This window comes from Thiohalocapsa halophila, assembly GCF_016583825.1.
GTDB classification, from domain to species: Bacteria; Pseudomonadota; Gammaproteobacteria; order Chromatiales; family Chromatiaceae; genus Thiohalocapsa; species Thiohalocapsa halophila.
Window position 1 is genome coordinate 21,137 of sequence record NZ_NRRV01000041.1, and the last position, 20,803, is coordinate 41,939.

The 20,803-nt window shown below is 70.0% G+C and carries 15 protein-coding genes; 8 read left to right on the forward strand and 7 right to left on the reverse strand.

What is annotated here, in order from left to right; all coding sequences use genetic code 11:
* Nucleotides 1-36 precede the first annotated feature (36 nt).
* The 4 genes from CKO31_RS16105 to CKO31_RS16120 all read left to right on the forward strand — a co-directional run bounded on the left by CKO31_RS16105 (nt 37) and on the right by CKO31_RS16120 (nt 3,299).
* On the forward strand, nt 37-1,509 hold the full coding sequence (locus CKO31_RS16105; protein WP_200239506.1) for a cytochrome ubiquinol oxidase subunit I: 1,473 nt from the start codon (nt 37-39) through the stop codon (nt 1,507-1,509).
* 35 nt (nt 1,510-1,544) lie between these two features.
* Entirely contained in the window at nt 1,545-2,546 is a 1,002-nt protein-coding gene (gene cydB / locus CKO31_RS16110; RefSeq protein WP_200239508.1) for a cytochrome d ubiquinol oxidase subunit II, read from the forward strand.
* Nucleotides 2,547-2,598: 52 nt separating this feature from the next.
* On the forward strand, nt 2,599-2,775 hold the full coding sequence (locus CKO31_RS16115; protein ID WP_200239510.1) for a hypothetical protein: 177 nt from the start codon (nt 2,599-2,601) through the stop codon (nt 2,773-2,775).
* Between the two features lie 137 nt (nt 2,776-2,912).
* Nucleotides 2,913-3,299: a hypothetical protein gene (locus CKO31_RS16120; RefSeq protein WP_200239512.1), complete on the forward strand. Its 387-nt coding sequence runs from the start codon at nt 2,913-2,915 to the stop codon at nt 3,297-3,299.
* Between the two features lie 109 nt (nt 3,300-3,408).
* Here the strand turns inward: CKO31_RS16120 and CKO31_RS16125 are convergent, their stop codons facing one another.
* The 7 genes from CKO31_RS16125 to CKO31_RS16155 form a co-directional block, all read right to left on the reverse strand.
* A complete protein-coding gene (locus tag CKO31_RS16125) occupies nt 3,409-5,340 on the reverse strand; it encodes a propionyl-CoA synthetase (protein WP_200239539.1) in 1,932 nt (643 codons plus the stop codon).
* Between the two features lie 182 nt (nt 5,341-5,522).
* Entirely contained in the window at nt 5,523-7,691 is a 2,169-nt protein-coding gene (locus tag CKO31_RS16130; protein WP_200239514.1) for a GAF domain-containing protein, read from the reverse strand.
* Between the two features lie 290 nt (nt 7,692-7,981).
* The gene (gene ppsR / locus CKO31_RS16135; protein WP_200239517.1) at nt 7,982-9,397 is read right to left on the reverse strand and encodes a transcriptional regulator PpsR; all 1,416 of its coding nucleotides are present in this window, start codon (nt 9,395-9,397) and stop codon (nt 7,982-7,984) included.
* Between the two features lie 230 nt (nt 9,398-9,627).
* Entirely contained in the window at nt 9,628-10,281 is a 654-nt protein-coding gene (locus CKO31_RS16140; RefSeq protein WP_200239519.1) for a DUF6064 family protein, read from the reverse strand.
* A gap of 35 nt (nt 10,282-10,316) precedes the next feature.
* The gene (locus tag CKO31_RS16145; protein ID WP_200239521.1) at nt 10,317-11,264 is read right to left on the reverse strand and encodes an aldo/keto reductase; all 948 of its coding nucleotides are present in this window, start codon (nt 11,262-11,264) and stop codon (nt 10,317-10,319) included.
* A gap of 159 nt (nt 11,265-11,423) precedes the next feature.
* Complete coding sequence (gene rapA / locus CKO31_RS16150) at nt 11,424-14,255, reverse strand: RNA polymerase-associated protein RapA (protein ID WP_200239523.1); 2,832 nt, start codon at nt 14,253-14,255, stop codon at nt 11,424-11,426.
* A gap of 120 nt (nt 14,256-14,375) precedes the next feature.
* Complete coding sequence (locus CKO31_RS16155) at nt 14,376-14,987, reverse strand: c-type cytochrome (RefSeq protein ID WP_200239525.1); 612 nt, start codon at nt 14,985-14,987, stop codon at nt 14,376-14,378.
* A gap of 575 nt (nt 14,988-15,562) precedes the next feature.
* On the opposite strand from CKO31_RS16155, the gene CKO31_RS16160 reads away from it, so the two are divergent.
* The 4 genes from CKO31_RS16160 (at nt 15,563) to menD (ending at nt 20,760) form a co-directional block, all read left to right on the forward strand.
* Nucleotides 15,563-16,153, forward strand: a complete 591-nt coding sequence (locus tag CKO31_RS16160) for an SOUL family heme-binding protein (RefSeq protein WP_200239527.1) — start codon at nt 15,563-15,565, stop codon at nt 16,151-16,153.
* A 106-nt stretch (nt 16,154-16,259) separates the two neighbouring features.
* On the forward strand, nt 16,260-17,240 hold the full coding sequence (locus CKO31_RS16165) for an alpha/beta fold hydrolase (protein WP_242475423.1): 981 nt from the start codon (nt 16,260-16,262) through the stop codon (nt 17,238-17,240).
* A 325-nt stretch (nt 17,241-17,565) separates the two neighbouring features.
* Complete coding sequence (locus tag CKO31_RS16170; RefSeq protein ID WP_306341752.1) at nt 17,566-18,975, forward strand: isochorismate synthase; 1,410 nt, start codon at nt 17,566-17,568, stop codon at nt 18,973-18,975.
* A 51-nt stretch (nt 18,976-19,026) separates the two neighbouring features.
* Entirely contained in the window at nt 19,027-20,760 is a 1,734-nt protein-coding gene (gene menD, locus CKO31_RS16175) for a 2-succinyl-5-enolpyruvyl-6-hydroxy-3-cyclohexene-1-carboxylic-acid synthase (RefSeq protein ID WP_200239529.1), read from the forward strand.
* The last annotated feature ends 43 nt before the right edge of the window (nt 20,761-20,803 follow it).

Genomic DNA, 20,803 nt, shown 5'->3' on the forward strand with positions numbered 1-20,803 from the left:
GGCGACGGCGCCGTCACGACACACCACGGAGCACCCATGGACCTCGACCCGGTGACACTGTCGCGCATGCAGTTCGCGTTCACGGTGTCCTTCCACATCATCTTCCCGGCCTTCACCATCGGGCTGGCCGCCTGGCTGGCGACGCTGGAGGGCCTGCACCTAGCCACGGGCAATGCGCTCTACCGGCGGCTGTTCGCCTTCTGGCTCAAGGTGTTCGCGGTGGCCTTCGGCATGGGCGTGGTGTCCGGCATCGTCATGGCCTTCCAGTTCGGGACCAACTGGAGCGAGCTCGCCACCCGCACCGGGCCCATTCAGGGGCCGCTCTTGGCCTACGAGTCCTTCACTGCCTTTTTGCTGGAGGCGACCTTCTTCGGCGTGCTCATGTTCGGTCGCGACCGCGTGCCGCGCTGGGCCTATTTCGCGTCCACGCTGATGGTGGCCCTGGGGACGACCTTTTCCGCCTTCTGGATCATGGCCAACAACACCTGGATGCAGGTGCCTATGGCCTATGAGCTGACGGCGGCGGGCGACACCGTGCCCACGGACTGGGGCGAGATCCTGCTCAACGACATACTCTGGGTGCGCTTCCCGCACATGCTGCTGGGGGCCTATCTGACCACGGCCTTCTCGGTGGCGGCCACCGGCGCCTGGTACCTGCTGCGCCATCGCCACCGGCAGGCGGCGCGCACCATGCTGGCCATGGGGCTCGGGCTCGCCGCGGTGCTGACGCCGGCGCAGATCGTGGTCGGCCACTTCAACGGCGAGTACACCGCCGAGCACCAGCCCGCCAAGTTCACGGCCATGGAAGGACGCTGGCAGACCGAGCAGCCGGCGCGGCTGCTGCTGCTCGCCTGGCCGGACGTGGCAGCGGAGCGCAATGCCTGGGAGCTCGGCATCCCGTATCTCGGCAGCTTCGTGACTCAGGGCAGCTTCAGTGCCGCGGAGCCCGGCATCGTCACGGTGCCCGCGGACGAGCGCCCGCCGTTTCTGATCCCCTTCTACGGCTTCCGGGTCATGGTGGGGCTGGGGCTGGTCATGCTGGCGCTGTCCTGGGGCGGTGTCCGGCTCATGGCCAAGGGCCGCTTCCGCGACCCGGAGCGCCTGCCGCGCTGGTTCCTGTGGGCGGTCTTCCTGCACTTCCCGAGCGGGTTCATCGCGGTGTTGGCGGGCTGGTTTACAGCCGAGGTGGGCCGCCAGCCCTGGGTGGTGCAGGGGCTGCTGCGCACCGCCGATGCGGTGACGCCGAGCCTCTCCGGCGAGGCGGTGCTGGTGTCGCTGGTGGCCTATGTCACGGTGTATGCGCTGATCTTCTCCGCCGGCACCTTCTACATCTACCGTCTGCTGCGCGCCGGGCTCGATGAGACGGACCCGGACCCCGCTGATCCCCCGGCGGCGACGCTCGGGCCGACGCGGGAGCCGAGGGTCACGCCGAGCCGCCCCCTGGGCGCCGCCGGCAGCGGCGTCCGACCCGATGCGGCGCCTTCGGCACCGCGGCAAGACCCGGCCTAACCGCCCATCCGGCCTGCCACTGCGGAGACGACGCTATGCCCATGGACCTCGCGCATTTCTGGGGCGCCGTACTGGCGCTCTCCATCCTGATCTACGTGTTGCTGGACGGCTTCGACCTCGGCGTCGGCATCCTCTTCGGCCTGAACCGCGACGAGAGCCAGCGACGGGATATGATGGGCTCCATCGCCCCCGTCTGGGACGGCAACGAGACCTGGCTGATCGTCGTCGGCACCGTGCTCTTCGGCGCCTTCCCGGTGGTCTACTCGGTGTTCCTGTCCGCCTTCTATCTGCCGGTGGCGCTGCTGTTGGTGGCGCTGATCCTGCGCGGCGTGGCCTTCGAGTTCCGCTACAAGACTCAGCGCGCACGCTGGATCTGGGACTTCGGCTTCATCGCCGGCTCGGCGGTGGCGGCCTTCGTGCAGGGAGCGGCCATCGGCGCCATGGTGGCCGGGATCACCGTCGAGGGCCGCGACTTCGCCGGCGGGCCCTTCGACTGGATTGCCCCTTTCCCGCTGCTCTGCGGCATCGGGTTGGTGCTGGGTTATGCGCTGCTCGGCGCCGCCTGGCTGGTGCTGAAGACCGAAGGCGCGCTGCGCGACTGGGCCTACGGCTGGCTGCCGCGGCTCATGACCGGCGTCATCGCCTTCGTAGCCCTGGCGCTGGCGGGGACCCTGGTGGGCGATTTCCGCGTCGTCGACCGCTGGCTCGCGCAGCCCTGGCTCTTCCTGCTGCCGCTGGTGGCGAGCCTCGCAGCCTGGCAGCTCTATCGCGTCGCCGCCGAGCGGCGCTCGGAGTGGCAGCCCTACGCCCTGGCCTCGCTGTTATTCCTGACGGCCTACCTGATGCTCGCCGGGAGCTTCTGGCCCTGGCTGGTACCCTATCACCTGACGCTCGCAGAGGCCGCCGCGCCCGAGTCGTCACTGGCGTTCCTATTCTGGGGCGCCGGCGTCGTGGTGCTGCCGGTAATCCTGATCTACACCGGCGTCGTCTACTGGGTGTTCCGCGGCAAGGTGGACCCGGGACAGCAATATCATTGAGCTGGAGACGGAAGTCGTCGAAGGGCTCGTCGCCATCGCCGACTCCGTCAAGGTGCTGGCGGACAACGGCGGGCGCATGGAAGTCTGCACGGTGGCGACCGAGGGCTTCGACATCGACAACGTCGGCATCCTGCTGCGGATGGAGGTCGTCGACGACGCCCTCATCTCGCTGAGCGGCTTTCAGACCCCGGGGACAACCCGGTGCTTTTTTTTCAGGGCCGAGGGCTGAGGGCTTGAAGCCGAGGGCTGGGGGCTGAGCGCCGGGGCCAGCGTCGCCTTGGCCGCGCCCGGCTGCGAGCGACGCCGACGAGAACGGCGCGTCGGTATGCTGGACGCGTCGCGGAACACGACACGGGGGCAATCGAGATGTCGAGAGAAATGGCCGTGCTGCTGGACAACATCGCGCAAATCGAATTCGACCGCGGCAAGCAGCTGCCGGGCTACCAGGGGGCCTACCTGGAGAAGATGGACAGGCGCATGGACGAGGATGGCATCGACCTGGACGGGGAGCATGTGACGGCGCCCACGCAGGCCCAGAAGGCGCAGTTCGTGGCCGCCAATCTGGCGCATGCCATCGTCTCCGACAACGAGAGCCAGGCGGCCGCCTTCACCACCTACCTGGCCGTGCGCCTGCCGGAGCTGAAGCAGGTCAAGATCCGCCGAGAAGGCGAGGACGGCTTCGCCATCGAGCTCGACTTCGAAGAAGACTACATCAAGCAGCAGCCGGTGCAGTTCATGCCGTTCAAATCGTAACGGCCGCACCGCGCCGAGCCTCGGGTCCTGATTGTCCAGCCTGGCCGCGAACCAAGCCACCAGGCTCCCTGGCGGCCATCGTCGCGCTTGCAGCCAACGATCCGCTCGGTCAATCGCTAGCGCCGTACCCGGCCGCAGCCAAGGTCCCCTGGATCTCCTCCAGGATGGCCGGGTCGTCGATGGTGGCCGGCATGCGGTAGTCGGTGCCCTCGGCGATGTGCTTCATGGTGCCGCGCAGGATCTTGCCGGAGCGGGTCTTGGGCAATCTCGGCACCACCAGTACGCTCTTGAAGGCGGCGACGGGGCCGATCTCCTCTCGCACCTTGGCCACCAGCTCGGCGGCAATCTCGGCCTCGGCTCGGTCCACGTCGCACTTGATCACCACCAGCCCCAGGGGCAGCTCGCCCTTGAGCGGATCGGCGACGCCGATGACGGCGCACTCGGCGACGTCCGGGTGACTGGCCAGCACCGCCTCCATGCCGCCGGTGGAGAGCCGATGGCCCGCGACATTGATGATGTCGTCAATGCGGCTCATGACAAAGACATAGCCGTCGTCGTCCAGGAAGCCTGCATCGCCGCTGAGATAGAATCCGGGCTCTGCCGACAGGTAAGAGGCCCGGTAGCGCTCGTCGTTGCCCCAAAGCGTCGGCAGACAGCCCGGGGGCAGCGGCAGCTTGATCATGATCCGCCCGATGCTGCCGGCGGCCACGGGTAGGCCATCGTCTCCCAGCACCTGCACGTCATAGCCCGGCACGGGCTTGGTGGGGGAGCCGGATTTGATGGGCAATTGCTCGAGCCCTAAGCAATTGGCCGCAATGGCCCAGCCGGTCTCGGTCTGCCACCAATGGTCCACCACCGGCACACCGAGGATCTCCCCGGCCCAGTCCAGGGTGTTCGGGTCGCAGCGCTCGCCGGCCAGAAACAGCGCCCGCAAGGTCGAGGTGTCGTAGCGCCCCAGGTGCTCCGCATGCGGATCATCGCGCTTGATGGCGCGGAAGGCGGTGGGGGCCGTGAACAACACCGCGACCTTGTGCTGCTCGATGACACGCCAGAAGGCCCCGGCATCCGGCGTGCCCACGGGCTTGCCCTCGTACAACACCGTCGTGCAGCCGTGCAGCAGCGGCGCATAGACGATGTAGGAATGCCCGACGACCCAACCTACGTCGGACGCCGACCAGAACACCTCGCCGGGCTCGACGCCATAGACATGGCGCATGGACCAGGTCATGGCCACCGCATGGCCGCCGTTGTCGCGCACCACGCCCTTCGGCTGGCCGGTGGTGCCGGAGGTGTAGAGGATGTACAGCGGGTCGGTGGCGGCTACAGGTACGCAGTCGGCAGGCTCGGCGGCGGCTGCGATCTGCGCCCAATCCAGGTCGCGGCCGGGGATCAGATCGGCCGGCAGCTGCTCGCGCTGGAAGATGACGCAGCGCTCGGGCTTATGCGCGGCCTGCGCGATGGCGTCGTCCAACAGCGGCTTGTAGGGCACCACCCGGTTCGGCTCGATGCCGCAGGAGCCGGCGACGATGACCTTGGGCTTCGCATCGTCGATGCGCGTCGCCAGCTCCCGCGCCGAGAAGCCGCCGAACACCACCGAGTGCACGGCGCCGATGCGCGCGCAGGCGAGCATGGCGATGGCCGCCTCCGGCACCATGGGCATGTAGACGATGACCCGGTCGCCCTTGTCGACGCCGAGCTCGCGCAGTGCACCCGCAAGACGCGCGACCCGCCCCTGCAGCTCGGCATAGGTGATGCTGGTGACGCTACCGGTCACGGGGCTGTCGTGGATGATCGCCGGCTGCTCGCCCCGGCCGCCGGCTACGTGCCTGTCCACCGCGTTGTAGCAGGTATTGAGCTCGGCCCCCGCGAACCAGCGATAGAAAGGCGGATTGCTGTCGTCGAGCACGCGCGTCCAGGGCTTGTGCCAGTCGATGGCCGCCGCCGCCTCGCCCCAAAAGGCTTCCGGCTCGGCCAGCGAGCGCGCGTGTGCCGCCTGCCAAGCGCCTTCGCGCAGGTCCGCCCGGGCTTCAGGATTGCCCATCATGGCCCCTCCTCTCTCAGTGGTTGTCGCTGTTATGGCGCACCTCGCGGGGAGGTCGCCCCTGGTTATGAGCGGACGTTAACCCAGGCTCGGGCCTGCGACAAATACCGCTGCCCGACGGCGGACGACCGGTTGGCGGGTGTCGAGCACGCGATCGCACAGCCCGGCGGCGACTGGCGCTGTCACCCTTGGTGTGGCCCAATGTGGTTGGCGTACCACTTCAGATGCTCCAGCAGCTCGGTGGTGCGCGACACCGATGACTGCACGCTCTCCAGCATCTCCGGCACGCGGGCCATATCCAAATTCTCGGTGATCTCCAGCGCCGCGAGCTGCGCATTGCCCAAGAGACTGTTGAGCAGGTCGCGGTACCTGAGGTCCTGCGCCGTATCCAGCGGCAGGCTCAGCATGCGGTGGCGCCCGAGCACTTCCACCTGGAAGCGCTGGCGCGCCTCATCCGCCGCCTTGCGCTCGCGCAGGTCGTTGAAGAGAAACACAAAGCCCAACAGCTGATTGGGTGTGGAGAGCACGGGGTCGGCGCGGATCCGAAAGGGGCGACGATCCTCGTCGGCGGTATCCAGCAGTACCTCCCCGCGCCAGGGACGACCTTGCTCACGCAGCGCCTCGATCTGCCGCCCGGCCTCGGCAGGGTCGGAGAAGAGTCCGAGCATGTCGGTGATGGTCGCCGCCGCCCGATCCTGCGGCACCAGGCCATCGAAGGCCGCGTTGGTCTGGAGGATCTCACCGGCGGCGGTAACAATGACCACCGGCTGATCGCAGTGGCGCACGGCGGCCTTGATCTGCTCCAGCTGCTGCTTGGCGATGAGCACGCGCACCGACCGGAACTGCTGAATGACATCCGCCACCGACTCGCCGATGAGCCGCGCGGTGGATTTGTCGCAGTCGCTCCAGGGATCGCAAGTACCCTCCACCACTTGGTACCACTTGGCGAAGGACTGCCGCGGCGAGAGCTGGCTCGGGTCGTCGCCGATCTCCACGGCCTTGAACGGATTGCCGCCCCAGGTCAGCGTGCGCACCCGCTCGGGACGGAACCAGATCAGATACTCGCCGGGGGCGGCGGAAATCGGGGCGGCGATCAGCCCCGCCGCGACTTCCGTCAGCGCCGCGAATTTCGGATCCTCGCTCGGCAGCGATGCGGTCGCGTGCACCGGCGCCCGGGGCTGCGCGTCGAGCCAGGCGGCGATCTCGCGCAATTGCTGGGTGCCCGGGACTTCGCCCGCGGTCACGGCCTCGCCGTCGCGCAGCAGCGCGATTCCACCCGCTTTCAGCGACTGCATGGCCTGGGTATCGTCGAACAGCGCCCCCTCCCAGTCGCCGTTGGTGGAGACGGCCTCCACCATCCGCTGCTCGAGCCGCCGCACCGAGAGCTCCGCATAGGACTGGGCGAAGCTCTCCAAGGCGGCGATGCGGGTGGAGACGGCCTCGGCGAGCAGCTCGCAGGCCACCCGGGTCTGGTAGGGACTCTGCCGCGCGCTGTAGTGGTGGCAGGCGATCAGTCCCCAAAGCCTCCCGCCAACCAGCAGCGAGGCTACCAGGGTCGCGGACACGCCCATGTTCTTGAGGTACTGGATGTGGATCGGCGACATGCTGCGCAGGCAGCACAGGGACATATCGAGCTCCGCGCCGCTGATGGGCGAGAGGGCGGGCGTCAATGGCACCGGTGCATAGGCGACGTCCACCAGCACCCGCACACGGTTGCGCATATACAGCCGGCGGGCCATTTGCGGGATATCGCTGGCGGGATAGCGGTTGCCCAGATAGGCTTCCAGGTGAGCCTCCCGACGCTCGGCGAGCACCTCGCCGTGACCGTCCTCATCGAAGCGATAGACCATGACCCGGTCATAGCCGGCAAGCTCCTTGAAGATCGCGGCCGCCTCTCCACACAGCGCGTCCAGCGAGTTGCTGGCCGAGATCCTGCTGAGTGCATCGCAGACCGGTCCGGAGAGGTCGCTGGCGGGGCCGGCGATCTCCAGCTCCAGAATGAGACCGCCGCCGGCGGGTCGATGCAGGGTGCCGTCGAGCGCCGCATCCAGCCCGTCTACGCGACAGCGCACGGCCGCCGGGATGGCGTCCAGCCGCTCATGAGCATGGGACCTGACCAGAGGCTCGAGGTCGCCGCCCAGGTCCGCCAGCGACGCGCCGATCACGCCGTCCCGACAGCCCAGAAAGGACCCGGCGTTGGCACTGGACTGGACGACGACGAGATCGGGCTCGCGCAGCAGAAGCAGGGCGCCGTTGGGCTGGATGGAGCCTGCGAGGTGGATCTGCTCGCGCTCGCAATTGGACAGATCGGCCCGGCCAAAGGCCGGATTCGCGGCGGCATGGTCTGACATGGCGGCTGGCGTCTACGGCAAGTGCAGCCCGGGCGATTGACCGAGGCCATTCGTGGTCGTTGTCGTAATCCTGGTCTTAATCGTGTCGATCATCCAGCAGAACGTCGACAACGGCCGCGGACGGTCTCGCCATTTCCAGACTGCGGCACCGGTGGAGGACGGCGTCTAGCCCGAGACCGCGCACGCCTCCGGGTCTAGGTTGTCGCTCGCGGCCGCGACAATGCTCCCGGACATGCGCTGGCTTCGGAACAGGACCGACGGCGTCTGCGCACGGGCACTCGCCCTGCGGCTCAGGCACCCTGCTCCGGCTTATCATCCACTGCCAGCCCGTAGCGGGCGAGCTTCACGTAGAGACTCTGGCGGCTCAGGCCGATGAGCTCGGCGGCAGCACGCCTGTTGCCGCCGGTGAGCTTGAGGGCCGCCTGGATGTACTGCTTCTCCAACACCCGAACCCTATCCTCTACATATTGGCGCAGGCTGGTCTTGCCGATGCGGCCACTCAGCGCATCGACCAGCGCCGCATCCGCCTCGTCGGCGGCCGCCGGTGGATCGGCCTCATTGCCAGCGTCCCGGCGCGTGAGTCGGCGCCCGACGTCGCGGACGAAGACGCCGATGAACTGCGGCGCCTCCAGCGTGCTGCCGCAGGCGGAGACCTCCACTTCGCTCTCGATGCCCAATTCGCCGCGTACCGTGGTCGTGAGAAGTCGCACCGCCCCCAACCGCGCCACATTGGCCAGCAGCACGTGAACGTCCGCCCCCGGGCGCCCGAGCCAGCGGCCCAGTGACTCGCCGATCAGCGCCGACTCCGAGCCGACCTGCACCAAGTCGAGAAAAGACAGGTTGGCGCGCAGTATGCTCCCCGCCGGATCGACGGCGACGAATCCATCCGGCGCTCGCTCCAACAGGCTCTCCACGGGCACGCCCTCGCGGCGCTCAGGCACCACACCGTCGCGACCCGAGGGCCAGAACTGCACCAGAAAGACATCGTTCGGCAAGGCCTCGTTGGGTGCGGCGGCGATGAGCGAGGCACGGACCATCCAGGCCTGCCGTCCCGGCCCGAGGCGCATCAGCATGCCTGGAGCCTTGCCCTGCTCGCGGACCTGGCGCAGCAATCGCTCGAAGCCGCCTCGCTCTTCCGGCGGCAGCCAGTCCGAGAGCTTGCGCGCACCGGCGGAGCGCGCGGCCGATGCCGGCAGCCCCAGGGCCGCCGCCGCAGCCGGGTTACGCTCGCGAATGGACAAATCCTTGGCATCCACCAGCATCACGGCGTCGCGGGACGACGTAAAAAGCAGCCGATAACGAGTCTCGATTTCACGCCGCTTCCAGTAGTCGCGCTCCATCGTCTGCTGCGCGTCTGCGATGCGATTCTGCAGCTCGCTGATGACGTTGAGATTCTTGCCGATGGCAATGAGGCTGCTGCCCGCGCCGAGCCGCACCGTCGTGTATTCGATGGGGACTTCGCGCCCGCTGCTGGGCAAGCGCTGGACCACTTGGCTGAACGCCGAGACCCCGCGGTGCCGAGCATCTTCCACCATACGCCGGAGGTGCTCGCCGTCGGCACTGCGCACCGTCTCCATCCAGGGTGTACCGATCCAGGCATCGGGGTGCTCGCCCTCGAACGCCGGGGACAAGGTCGCCTCCCTGATCACGCCTTGCAGGTCGAGGATCAGCTTGACGTCGGGGGCTGCGGCGTTATCAAGGGCCATAGGCAGATGGATCACCGGTGCTCGACCGGACTCGGACAGTGTTGGGCAAGGTCAAGGTCGGCACCCGCGCTCTGGCCCGCGCTGCATCCGAAAGTCAATCGCAAATACTTTAGTATACAAGGTTTTTGCTCAACCACTGAGGCTTGATGCGCAATTCGGCGGCGCAAGCACGCGGCAGTGACGCAAGGGCGGACTCGCCGAGACCGCATACCATCGGCCGTGATCGGGGCCTAGCGCCCCCCGCGCCACCGCAGCCAGAGCGCAAGGGCCGCGGCGAGCAGCGGCAGGGGCCACAGCGGGTCTGCGAAGACGTGCAGCATGGCCGCGGCCAGCGCGCACCAGAGCAAGGGCACCGGCAGGAGCAGCCAGGCGACGCGCCCCGGCAGCAGGGTCAGCACACCGAGTGTGCCAATGGCCGTGGCGTCCGGTGCACTGCCGAACCAGCCAACGGCGAGCCAGCCGCGCCCGCCGGCCCAAGCCAACACCGGCAGCAGCAGCACCGCCGCCGCGAGCAGCCACCAGCCGGGCGCCCGCCAGGCCGGCGCGGTGGCGGGCCCGGACGCCAGTATCGGCGCGGCGAGCGCCAATAGCAGGCCCTGTGCCGCGAAGGCCCACGCGAGCCAGTCGGCCGCCCACAGCAGCGCACCCAGCTCCCGATGCAAGAAGGCCCAGGCGACCCAGAGCCAGCACAGGCCGAGCAAGGCGAGCGCCGCACGCAGCCGCCCGGGGCGCCCGCCCACCGTGAGCCACAACACCAGCACACCGATGCCGACACCCGCGGCCACCGCCGGCAGCTGCTGGCGATTGTAGGCGGCGATGAGTGCCAGCCAGGTGTCCCGCGCGAAGGGCACCAGATCGGCGAGCCCGTAGCTGAGCCATTCCATGCGCGGTCGCCACCGCCCGCTCCGGCGCGCCGAGCCTAGAGCTTCGCAAAGTCCGCCGCCATGCGCCGGCGCAGCGCCGCATCCGGCAGCGGGCCGCGGGCGGCGGCCATGTTCTCGCGCATGTGATCCACGCGGCTGGTGGCCGGGATGGCGCAGGTGACGGCGGGATGGGAGACGATGAAGGTCAGCAGCGCCTGCGGCCAGGTGTCGCAGCCGATGTCCTTGCCCCAGCCCGGCAGCGGCTTGCCGGCGGCGCGCTCCGGCAGTGCGCCGCGGCGATAGGGCCGGTTGGCGATGACGGCAATGCCCCGCTCTTCTGCCAGCGGCAGCAGGCGTGCTTCGGCCTCGCGGTCGACGATATTGTAGGTGAGCTGGACGAAGTCGATGGGCTCGCCCTGCATCACCCGCTCGAGCTCGCGGTGGCGGCGGCCGTGGGACGTGGTCATACCGATATAGCGCACCTGCCCGTTCGCGCGCATGGCTTTGAGCGTCTCCAAGTGGGCCCGCCAGGCCAGCAGGTTGTGCACCTGGAGCAGGTCGAAGCGCGGCAACTGCCAGAGCCCGCGGGACTGCTCGATCTCGGCGCGACCCGCATCACCGTCGCTGGTCCAGACCTTGGTGGCGGAGAACAGCCCGCGCCGCTCGGCGTCCGCGGGCAGGGTGTTGCCCAGCACCGCCTCGGCGGAGCCATACATGGGGGAGGAGTCGATCATGCCGCCGCCGGCGGCGAAGAAGGCGTCGAGAATGTCCCGGCGCGTGGCCAGTGCCGACGCGTTGTCACCGACGTTGAAGGTGATCCAGGTGCCCATGCCGATGGCGGGCAGCGGCTCGCCAGAGGCCGGAATGGGCTTGGTCAGGGCCGACGCGGCGCTCGGCCCGGCGCCGGCGGTTGCGCCCAAGGCGAGGCCGGGCAAGGCGCCGGCGGCGAGGAGGCCGGATGCGGCGTGGAGCAGTCGGCGGCGGGAGGGATCGAAGCCTGACATGGGCAGGGCTCTGGCTGGGGCGGATTGCGCTAGGACGTTCGACAGGGGCTTGGGGGCTCCTGTTCCGAGCCGCCAGCACCATAAGGGCTGCGACATCGGGCTTCGCCGGCGCTCAGCCCGACCGACGCACCTCTGCCTTCACCCTTCAAACTTCAAACTTCATCCATGGGCAACGAGCCGCAGCGCATCCAGCCGGAGATGGGCGCGGGAGAGCACCTGCCCGAGCCGCTCCCGGCGCAGTTGGAGCTGGCCGATCTCCTCGTCCCGAATGCTGGGGTTGACCTTGGCCAGCGCCATCAGGCGCTCGATCTCGGTGTCGAGCATCTGCTGCATGCGTGCCACCGCCGCTTCGCGCATATCGGTGACGGCAGTCTCGGCGCGCTCTTCGCCCGCGGCGAACATGCGCTCCAGCGCCGGGGTCTTGGCGGTGATCAGCGCCGTGGCGAGCTTGCGGTTGCCGGTGAGGCATTTACCGCTCAGGGTCTCGGTGGCGATGGCCTCGGCATGGTCACGGCCGCGCTCGTCGAGCAGCAGCCGCAGCCCGAGCCGCGGCAGGAAGCGCTGCACCTGCAGCGCCGGCGGCGCCGGGCATTCGGCGACGTAGAGCATCTCCAGCAGCAGGGCCCCGGCGCTGAAGCCCGGATTGCGGGTCAGCATCACGGCGGCGCTGCCGAGATCCGAGCCCGTGAGCTGGTCCATGGCCGCCAGGGTCAGCGGGTGCTCCCAGCTGAGAAAGGCGCGGTCCTCGTGGGCGAGCGCGTCGTTGCGGTCGAAGGTGACGGTCAGGCCGTCCTCCGGCAGCCCCGGGAACTGCTCCTGGAGCATGTGTCGGCCCGGGTGCAGCACCAGGGAGCCGCCGGGTCCGGGCTCCTGGTCCACGCCGAAGGCGTCCCAGAAGGCATTCAGGTACTCGAACAGCGCGCGATCGCGGTCCACGTCCTCCAGGCGCTGTACCAGCTCCGCAGAGACCTCCGGCCGATGGGAGCCGAGCTCCAGCAGGCGGTCGCGGCCGGCGGCCAGCTCAGCGTTGAGCGTCTCGCGCAGCGCAGCGGCATCCTGCACCAGCGCGGTGACGTCCGACCCCGCGGGGTCCGCCCCTGCGCCCAGGGCTCCCTGAAGCCGCTCGCCGAGGCGCTCGTACACCGCCGCCGCGGAGGGGCAGTGCCGGGCCAAGGCATCCAGTCCTTCGGCATACCAGCGGTACAGGATCTCCATGCCGGTGCCGGACAAATAGGGCACGTGGATCTCCACCGCGCTGCTCTGGCCGATGCGGTCGAGCCGGCCGATGCGCTGCTCCAGCAGCTCCGGGTCCAGCGGCAGGTCGAACAGCACCAGGTGGTGGGCGAACTGGAAGTTGCGCCCTTCGCTGCCGATCTCCGAGCACAGCAGCAGTCGCGTGCCCTCCTCGGGGTCTGCGAAGTAGGCCGCCGCGCGGTCGCGCTCGACGATTTCCATGCCCTCGTGGAAGACGGCGGCATGCACGCCGTGGCGCTCGTGCAGGTGGGCGCGCAGCGCCAGCACCGTCTCGGCGCGGGCGGCGATGAGCAGGATCTTCGCCGGCTGCTGTTCCTTCAGCAGCTCCAGGAGCCAGGGCACGCGCGGGTCCTGCTCCGGCCAATCGACACCGGCGCCGACTTCCGGGTGGATGGGCTCCAGGGGCTCGGACTCCGTTTCTGCGGGGGGCGCGGCCGGCGGGGTGCCGTAACCACCCGCGGGGGTCAGTGGGTAGGCGTGCGGGCGGCGCTCCGGAAAGCCGTCCACCGCGGCGCGGGTGTTGCGAAACAGCAGGCGCGAGGTGCCGTGGCGGTCCAGCAGGCGCTCGACGACGGTCTCGGTGTCCAGGTCGCTGGCGTCACCCAAGAGCTCCGTCAGCCGGTCCTGCTGCGCGGCGTCGAGGTCGGCGCCTGCCAGCAGCCGCGCGGCGATGTCGGCGATGGCGGCGTACTCGTCTTCCTCGGCCGCGAAGGCGTCGTAGTCCGAGAAGCGCTCCGGGTCCAACAGGCGCAACCGCCCGAAGTGGCCCATGCGCCCTAGCTGCTCGGGGGTCGCCGTCAGCAGCAGCACCCCCGGCGTTTGGTCGGCCAGGGCCTCTACGATGTCATAGTCGAGTCCGCTGTCCTCCGGCGTCCAGGCCAGGTGGTGGGCCTCGTCGACGATGAGCAGGTCCCAGTCGGCGCCGAGCACCGCGGCGGCGTGCGCCGGCGTCTCTGTCAGAAGATCCAGGGAGCACAGCACGCGCTGCTCGGTCTCGAAGGCGTTGGCGGCGCCGCGGGCGGCGAGCCGCTCGCGGTCGAACAGCGCGAAGTGCAGGTTGAACCGCCGCAGCAGCTCCACCAGCCATTGGTGCAGCAAGGGCTCCGGCACCAGCACCAGCACCCGCTTGGCGCGGCCGTCCAGCAGCATCCGGTGCAGGATCAGTCCCGCCTCGATGGTCTTGCCAAGGCCCACCTCGTCCGCCAGCAGCACCCGGGGCGCAAAGCGCTCGGCGACTTCAGCGGCGATATAGAGCTGGTGCGGTATCGGGGCGATGCGCGCGCCCACCAGGCCGCGCACAGGCTCCGTCGGCCAGACGCCGCGGTGATGCCAGGTGCGCTGGCGCAGCCGAAACCAGGCATCGCGGTCCAGCCGGCCGGCGAGGAGCTTCTGCTGCGGGCGGTTCAGATGCAGGTCCGCAGCCAGCAGCTGCTCCGGCACCTTGTGGGTCGCGCCGTCGACATCCTCGCCATTGTAGACAAGCAGCTGCGACTGCTCTTCCACGGCCACCACCGTGACCTCGAGCCCGTCGATGTCGCGGATGACGTCGCCGACCCCGAACACCGCCCGCCATAGCGGCGCGGTGCGACGGGCATAGAGGCGTTGCTCGCCGGTGGCGGGGAAGCGCATGGTGACGGTGCGCTCGTCACTGGCCTCGACGATGCCGAGGCCGAGCTCCGCCTGGGTCTCGGACAGCCAACGCTGACCGGGTCTGAACTCGGGAGGGGCTTCGGGCATGAGGACTCGCGGTTGCGGTTGGGGACGGGTCCGGGCGACGCCGGACCGGCTGTGCGTTATCTGCCGACGGCGCCGGCTGTGATCACTCAAGAGGCGAGCGGCGACAGCGGCGGCGCGGCATCATTTGCCGATCTCCACGATGTGCGAGATCACCGCCTCTGCCTGCGCCGGCGTGACCTCGCCGCAGCTCCCGTCCGCCGGCATCTTGCGCTCGCCGCGGGCAAAATCGCCGATCTGCTTCTTGAGATACGCCGGATACTGGAGCACCAGCGGCGGCACCTTGCCGCTGTCGTCGCCGGCGGCATCTGGTCCGTGGCACCCGGCGCAGGTCTCGCTGTAGAGCTCGCCGCCGGCGGTCTCGAAGGCGGCCTTGTCGTCGAAGGCCGCCAGGGCCTCCGGCGTCGGCTCATAGGGCCAGAGGCTGAGCCGCGGCGGCGTGAAGTCTGCGACATGGCCGGCCACCAAATCGATGATCTCGGCGTCGAAGCGTTGGTGCTTGAAAATGGGCACCATGGGCTTGTTGACTCGCGCCTGGGACTTGAACGCGTGCAGCTGGCGGTCGATGTAGGGCTGCGGCAGGCCGGCGATGCGTGGATAGGTCCCGCCTTGGCCGCCCTCGCCACGCTTTCCGTGGCAATCCACGCAGTAGGCGTACACCTGCTCGGCGGTGACCTCCGCAGCGTCGGCGGCCGCTGCCAGCGCCGGTGCCGCCAGCAGGGCGCCCGCTATCAATAACAGCCCGAGCCGCGAGCCCTGCTGATTTGCTTGGACGCGCGTGGTTGCGCCTTTTGGGCCAGCTGCGTGCCCGGGTAAGCTCGGGGCGGCGGCCGTCGGGGAGTCGGTCGGTGCATTGCGAGATGACTGCATGGAATTCTGCCCGATAGAACGGTTGCTGGCGGCCGCGATACGGCGCAGGGCGCCGACAGGCGATGCATCCCCATGATAGCGGCCCGGGGCCGCTTCTGCCCGGCGCGTCTATGACCGCGCCACTCAACGCCGGAGTGAAACCGCGTCGGTTGGTTAGCGCGCACGCCAGAGCCAGCCCGCCGCAGGGAGCATGGAGGCAGATGCGGCGATCTCACCCTGGCTTGCCCGGCCACGGCTCGATCCGCCGACCCTGTACCGGCGTCCCGCGCAGCAGCGCCAGCGCCGTTCGTCCCAATGCGGGGCCACAGGCACCAGGGGGCTCCGGGGGGGCACCAGGGGGGGGCACCAAGGCTGACTTGACTTCCGACAACGCCTCCAGCGGCAGCCGGTGTTTCAATGATGGGTCGTGCGCAGCCCAAGTTCCAACCCGAGGCCGAGCTATGCCGCTTTTCAAGCTCAAATACTGGATCCTCGCCGGCATGCTGCTGCCGGTGGTGCTGCTCTTGCTCGCCCTGGTACGCCCGGATGGTCCGGACTACGCCGTCCTGGAGCGCGGCGACGGCTTCGAGCTGCGCGCGTACGACCCGGTGCGGGTGGCGGAAACGGCAGTGGACGGCGCCTTCGCCGACGCCGATGACCTGGCCTACCCGCGCCTTTTGGATTACATCCGCGGCGAAAACAGCAGCGGCCGCAAGGTGCCCATGCTGGCGCCTGCAATGCAGCAGCGCGCCGGCGACGACGCCTGGCTGATGCAGCTGGTCATGGCCAAAGAGTATCCGCTGGCCATGCTGCCGCGGCCGACGAATCCGCAGGTAGACTTGCGCGAGCTGCCGCAGCGCCTGGTGGCGGCGCGGCGCTCCGGCGGCGGCTGGGACGAGGCAGCCTGGCAGCAAGAGGCGGAGCAGCTCATGGACGCCGTCGCGCGGGCGGGCCTAGAGCCGGTCGGTGAGCCGGTCTTCGCGCGCTACAATGCGGCCTTCGTCCCCGGGTTTCTGCGCCGCAACGAGGTGCTGCTTCCCGTCGAGCGCTGAGCGCCCGCGAGGGAGACACCGAGTCATCGGCCTGTCCCTGGCGCCTCGGCCCAGGCCCCGGCAACCGAGAACCAGGCGATCCCATCGCCGGCAACAGGAGCGCCAGATGTCCATGCAAGCACCCATAATATCGAGTGTCCCGCATCCCGGGCCCGCTGTCACAGCGCCCGGCGCCGGACGCCAGCACAACGAGCAGGTGCCGCTGCCGCCGGCGGTGGACGCCCCGCGGGAGGTCTACGCGACCCCATCGCTGAAAGAGATCAGCTGGTATGCCGACGGCCCCGAGGGCACCCGCCCGCTGGTGCTGCTGCACAGCATCAACGCCGCCCCCAGCGTGTTCGAGATGAAGCCGCTGTTCGAGCACTATCGCGCCGAGCGGCGGGTGTTCGCACCGGACCTGCCTGGCTTCGGCTTCTCGGACAGAAGCGACCGACCCTACTCGCCGGAGCTCTACGCCGAGGCCATCAACGCCTTTCTCACCGACGTGGTCAAGGAGCCCGCGGACATCGTCGCCTTCTCGCTCACGTCGGAATTCGCCGCCCGCGCCTACCTGGCGGCGCCGGAACGGTTCGAGACCCTGGCGCTGCTCTCCCCCACCGGCTTCAGCGACCGCCGCCTGCCCTCGGGCGGTGTCGGCAAGGCGCTGCACCGGGTGTTCACGCTGCCGGGCCTCGGCTCCGGGCTCTACAGCCTGCTCACCAAGCGCGGCGGGATTCGCTTCTTCCTGCGCCAGAGCTATGTCGGCGAGCCGCCGGACGAGCTCATCGACTATGCCTATGCCACCTCGCACCAGCCGGGCGCCATGCACGCGCCCTATCGGTTCCTATCCGGGCAGCTGTTCACCCGCAACGCCGTCGAGACCCTATATAACAAGCTGAAGCTGCCGGTGCTGGTGATCTACGACAAAGACGCCAATGTCACCTTCGACCTGCTGCCCGGGGTGGTGGAGTCACACGCCAACTGGCGGGCCACCAAGGTCGAGCCCACCCTGGGCATCCCGCAGTGGGAGCGCCCGACCCGCACTATTGCGGCCCTGGACGAGTTCTGGCGCACGGCCGACGCCACGACAGCGGCGCAAGAGCGCTGACGTCGCGGCTGGCCGCCGGCGGCCCGGCCCCAGCTCGGCTTGGGGGTCAATTGGGGCTCAGGCCGGGCCCAACGGGCGCTTCTGAGCCCGGGCCGGCGCCGCCGCACGGAGCTCGCGGCGGCAAGCCCCCTCGGATTATCCTGACAGGGCGCGTAGGCTGTCGCCGCCGGCGCGCCGGAGCGACGGGCGCCGCATCGAGGCCCCTGAATCCGACCTGAATCCCAGGTCAAATGCCGCTGCCACTGCGCGCAGCCTAGCGCATCGAGCCCACCCGCCGTCGTTGCCAGCGTCCTTGCCGCCCAAGATGTCCGTCCCGTCGTCTGCCATGGACATGCTCGCCCCCCTCGCCATCCTGGAGCACCTGGAGGCGCGCTTGGCCGAGGCGGTGGCGGAGCTGCCGCTGACCACCACCAGTGGTCTGCAATCCGTGCTTCTGGCCCTGCCGCGCGCGCCGGCGGCAGCCCCGCAGCTGGCCGGGCGCCAGTTTCAGTTCCGCCACGCCCAGCGCGGTGAGCTGCACGCGGGCTATGGCGAGGCTGCGGCCTGGCAGGCTGCGGGTCCGGAGCGCCTGAGCAGCCTGTCCACGGCCCTGGCCAGCCCGCAGTGGCGGCGTACGGACCCGGACGCCACCGGCTTCGATGCCTTCGCGATGCTCGGCTTCGCCGCCGCCGATGCACCGGCGCAGCCCCTCGCACCAGGGCCCGGCGGCGATACAGCCGTCCCCCTGCCCAATGCCTTGCTCTGGGTGCCCGAGATCGGCCTCGTCTGTCAGGACCATGCGGCGGCACTGGTGTTCTCGACGCCGCTGCCGGCGGCGCCCGAGCAGCTGCTGGCACGCTGGCGGCACCTGCTGCGCGACCTGGTCCCGGCGCTCTACGAGCCATCCCCGGGCCCGCGGCCCACCGCACGCTTGCAGCGCACCGGCGAGGAGCCGGACGCCACCGGCTGGCGCCGTCTGGTGCGCGATGCGCTGGCGCAGATCGCCGCCGGCCCCGTGGCCAAGGTGGTGCTCTCGCGCCGGCTCATGGTCCGGGGACCTCGGGAATTCGATGTCGCCCGGCTGCTGGACGCCCTGGGCTGCTTGTTCCCTTCCTGTCAGACCGTGAGCCTGCGCCGCAACGGGCACAGCTTTGTCGCGGCGACGCCGGAGCGCCTGCTCGGTCTGCGCGCCGGGCGCTTGCAGGTGGACGCCATCGCCGGCACCGCAGGCCGCGGCGAGTCGGTGGCCGAAGATGCCCGTCTGCGCGCCGGACTGCTCGGCTGCGAGAAGAATCTGCGCGAGCACCGCTTCGTCATCGACGCCGTGCGAACGGCGCTGGCCGACTGCTGCGCGGGCTTCCGGGTGCCGGCGACACCGCAGGTGCTGGCGCTCAGCAACGCGCAGCACCTGTGGAGCCCCATCGATGCCCGCCCGCGGTCAGGCTGCAGCCTGTTCGACCTCGCCGCTCGGCTGCATCCCACACCCGCCACCAACGGCCAACCGCGGGCGGAGGCCCAGGCCTGGCTGCGCGACACAGAGCCCTTTCCGCGGGGTTGGTACACGGGCGCCGCCGGCATCCTGCGCCCGAACGGCGACGGCGAGCTCTGGGTGCTGCTGCGCTGCGCCCAGGTCAGCGGCGCCGAGGCGGAGCTCTTCGCCGGTGCCGGTATCGTTGCCGGCTCGGACCCCGACGCCGAATGGAGCGAGACCGAGGCCAAGCTCGCCGCCATGCTGTCGGCGCTGCGCTATGCCTGAGCATGAGCCCCTCGCGCGCGACGGCCATCCACCACCCGTCTCCACTCGTCCATGACTGAGTCGGACACCGGCTGTCTCAACCTGCGCTGGGCAGCGGCACTGCTGGCGGGCCTCACCGCCGGCGGCGTAAGCTCCCTGGTGCTATCGCCCGGGTCTCGCTCCACGCCCCTGGTCATCGCGGCTCAACGCTCGACGGGGTTGGCGCTGATCCCCATCCTGGACGAGCGCAGCGCCGGTTTTTTCGCACTGGGTGCCGCCCGCGCCGCGAATCGGCCGGTGGCCCTGCTCGCCACCTCCGGCTCGGCGCCGGCGCACTGGTATCCCGCCGTCGTCGAGGCCAGCGAGAGCGGCGTGCCCCTGGTGCTGCTCTCCGCCGACCGCCCACCGACGCTGCGCGGCTTCGGCGCCAACCAGACCATCGATCAGACCCGGCTGTTCGGCGCCTTCGCCCGCGAGGCCCATGATCCCGGGCTGCCGCGGGTGGACCAGGCCGCGCTGGCCGCCATCGCCGCCCTCGGCCGCCGCGCTGCTGCAGTCGCGGCGGGGCCGAGACCGGGGCCGGTACAGATCAACCTGCCCTTCGAAGAGCCGCTGGTTCCCGCAGGGGATTGCACGGAGGCCGTGCCCGCGGGGGTGACGGCCTCCGCCATACCTCGGGGCTGGGCCGAGGACGGGGCCGCCGGGTCCAGCCTGACACCGATTGCTTTGCCGCCCGGACGCGGGCTGGTGGTGGTGGGGCCCGGGCGCTTCGGGGCCGAGCTTCCCGCCGCACTGCGACACGCCGCACACCGGCTGGCACTGCCGGTGCTGGCGGACCCGCTGTCGGGGCTGCGCTTCGGTCCCGCCGCCGACGCGGTGCTCTGCAACTATGACGCCCTGCTGCGCAACGCCGATGCCGCCCGTGCACTGCGCCCGGACTGGGTGCTGCGCTTCGGCGGCGCGCCGGTGTCCAAGGTCCTGGGTCAGTGGCTGGCCGGCATCCCGGCACTGCTGGTGGACCCAGCCGGGGGCTGGCGGGACCCGGAGCACGGCGTGCTGCGGCGCCTGGTCGCCGAGCCCGCAAGCGTGTGCGCGGCGCTCAGCCCCGGCGGGGCGCCGGACACCGCCTGGGCCACCCGCTGGCGGCAAGCCGACCAAAAGGTGGGCGCGCTCGCCGAGACGCACCTGAACGCGGCCCCCTGGTGCGAGGCCCAGGTCATCCGGACCCTGCTCGCGCACCTCCCCGCCGGCGAGGCCCTGCTCTGCGCCAACTCGCTGCCCATCCGCCAGCTGGATGCCTGGTCCGGCACCCGCACCGAGCCATTGCGGCTGCACGGCAACCGCGGGGCCAGCGGTATCGATGGCCAGCTATCCACGCTGGCCGGGCTCAATCACGCCGCGCGAGCAGGCGAAGGCCCGCCCTGCTGGGCCCTGCTCGGCGACCTCTCCGCGGTGCACGACCTGAGCGGCTGGCTGTTGGCGGAGCACCTGCGTCGGCCGGTGGTGGTCATCAACAACGCCGGCGGGCGGATCTTCGACTACCTGCCCCAACACGGCCTACCGGACTTCGCCCGGCTATGGCGCACGCCGGTGGCTCCGGACTTCGGCCGCCTGGCGGGGACCTTCGGCTTCGTCCATCGCCGCATATCCGGGGCCGATGCGCTGGCACAGGCCCTGGACGCAGCCACCGCTGCAGAGACGAGCTCGCCGGCCCGCCGACCGCTGTTGGAGGTCTGCATCGACGCCCATGCCTCCCGCAGCGTCCATCGCGGGCTCTGGGACGCGGTTGCAGCAATGTCCCTTTGAGCCGCGCGGCGACGTCCCGCCGCGGCACGCCACGACCGACCGC

Excerpts from the sequence above, each read along its gene's own strand:
- CKO31_RS16105 (WP_200239506.1), top strand. The coding sequence starts at position 37 with ATGGACCTCGACCCGGTGACACTGTCGCGCATGCAGTTCGCGTTCACG.
- cydB (WP_200239508.1), top strand. The coding sequence starts at position 1,545 with ATGCCCATGGACCTCGCGCATTTCTGGGGCGCCGTACTGGCGCTCTCC.
- CKO31_RS16120 (WP_200239512.1), top strand. The coding sequence starts at position 2,913 with ATGTCGAGAGAAATGGCCGTGCTGCTGGACAACATCGCGCAAATCGAA.
- CKO31_RS16125 (WP_200239539.1), bottom strand. The coding sequence starts at position 5,340 with ATGGGCAATCCTGAAGCCCGGGCGGACCTGCGCGAAGGCGCTTGGCAG.
- CKO31_RS16130 (WP_200239514.1), bottom strand. The coding sequence starts at position 7,691 with ATGTCAGACCATGCCGCCGCGAATCCGGCCTTTGGCCGGGCCGATCTG.
- ppsR (WP_200239517.1), bottom strand. The coding sequence starts at position 9,397 with ATGGCCCTTGATAACGCCGCAGCCCCCGACGTCAAGCTGATCCTCGAC.
- CKO31_RS16140 (WP_200239519.1), bottom strand. The coding sequence starts at position 10,281 with ATGGAATGGCTCAGCTACGGGCTCGCCGATCTGGTGCCCTTCGCGCGG.
- CKO31_RS16145 (WP_200239521.1), bottom strand. The coding sequence starts at position 11,264 with ATGTCAGGCTTCGATCCCTCCCGCCGCCGACTGCTCCACGCCGCATCC.
- rapA (WP_200239523.1), bottom strand. The coding sequence starts at position 14,255 with ATGCCCGAAGCCCCTCCCGAGTTCAGACCCGGTCAGCGTTGGCTGTCC.
- CKO31_RS16160 (WP_200239527.1), top strand. The coding sequence starts at position 15,563 with ATGCCGCTTTTCAAGCTCAAATACTGGATCCTCGCCGGCATGCTGCTG.
- CKO31_RS16165 (WP_242475423.1), top strand. The coding sequence starts at position 16,260 with ATGTCCATGCAAGCACCCATAATATCGAGTGTCCCGCATCCCGGGCCC.
- CKO31_RS16170 (WP_306341752.1), top strand. The coding sequence starts at position 17,566 with ATGGACATGCTCGCCCCCCTCGCCATCCTGGAGCACCTGGAGGCGCGC.
- menD (WP_200239529.1), top strand. The coding sequence starts at position 19,027 with ATGACTGAGTCGGACACCGGCTGTCTCAACCTGCGCTGGGCAGCGGCA.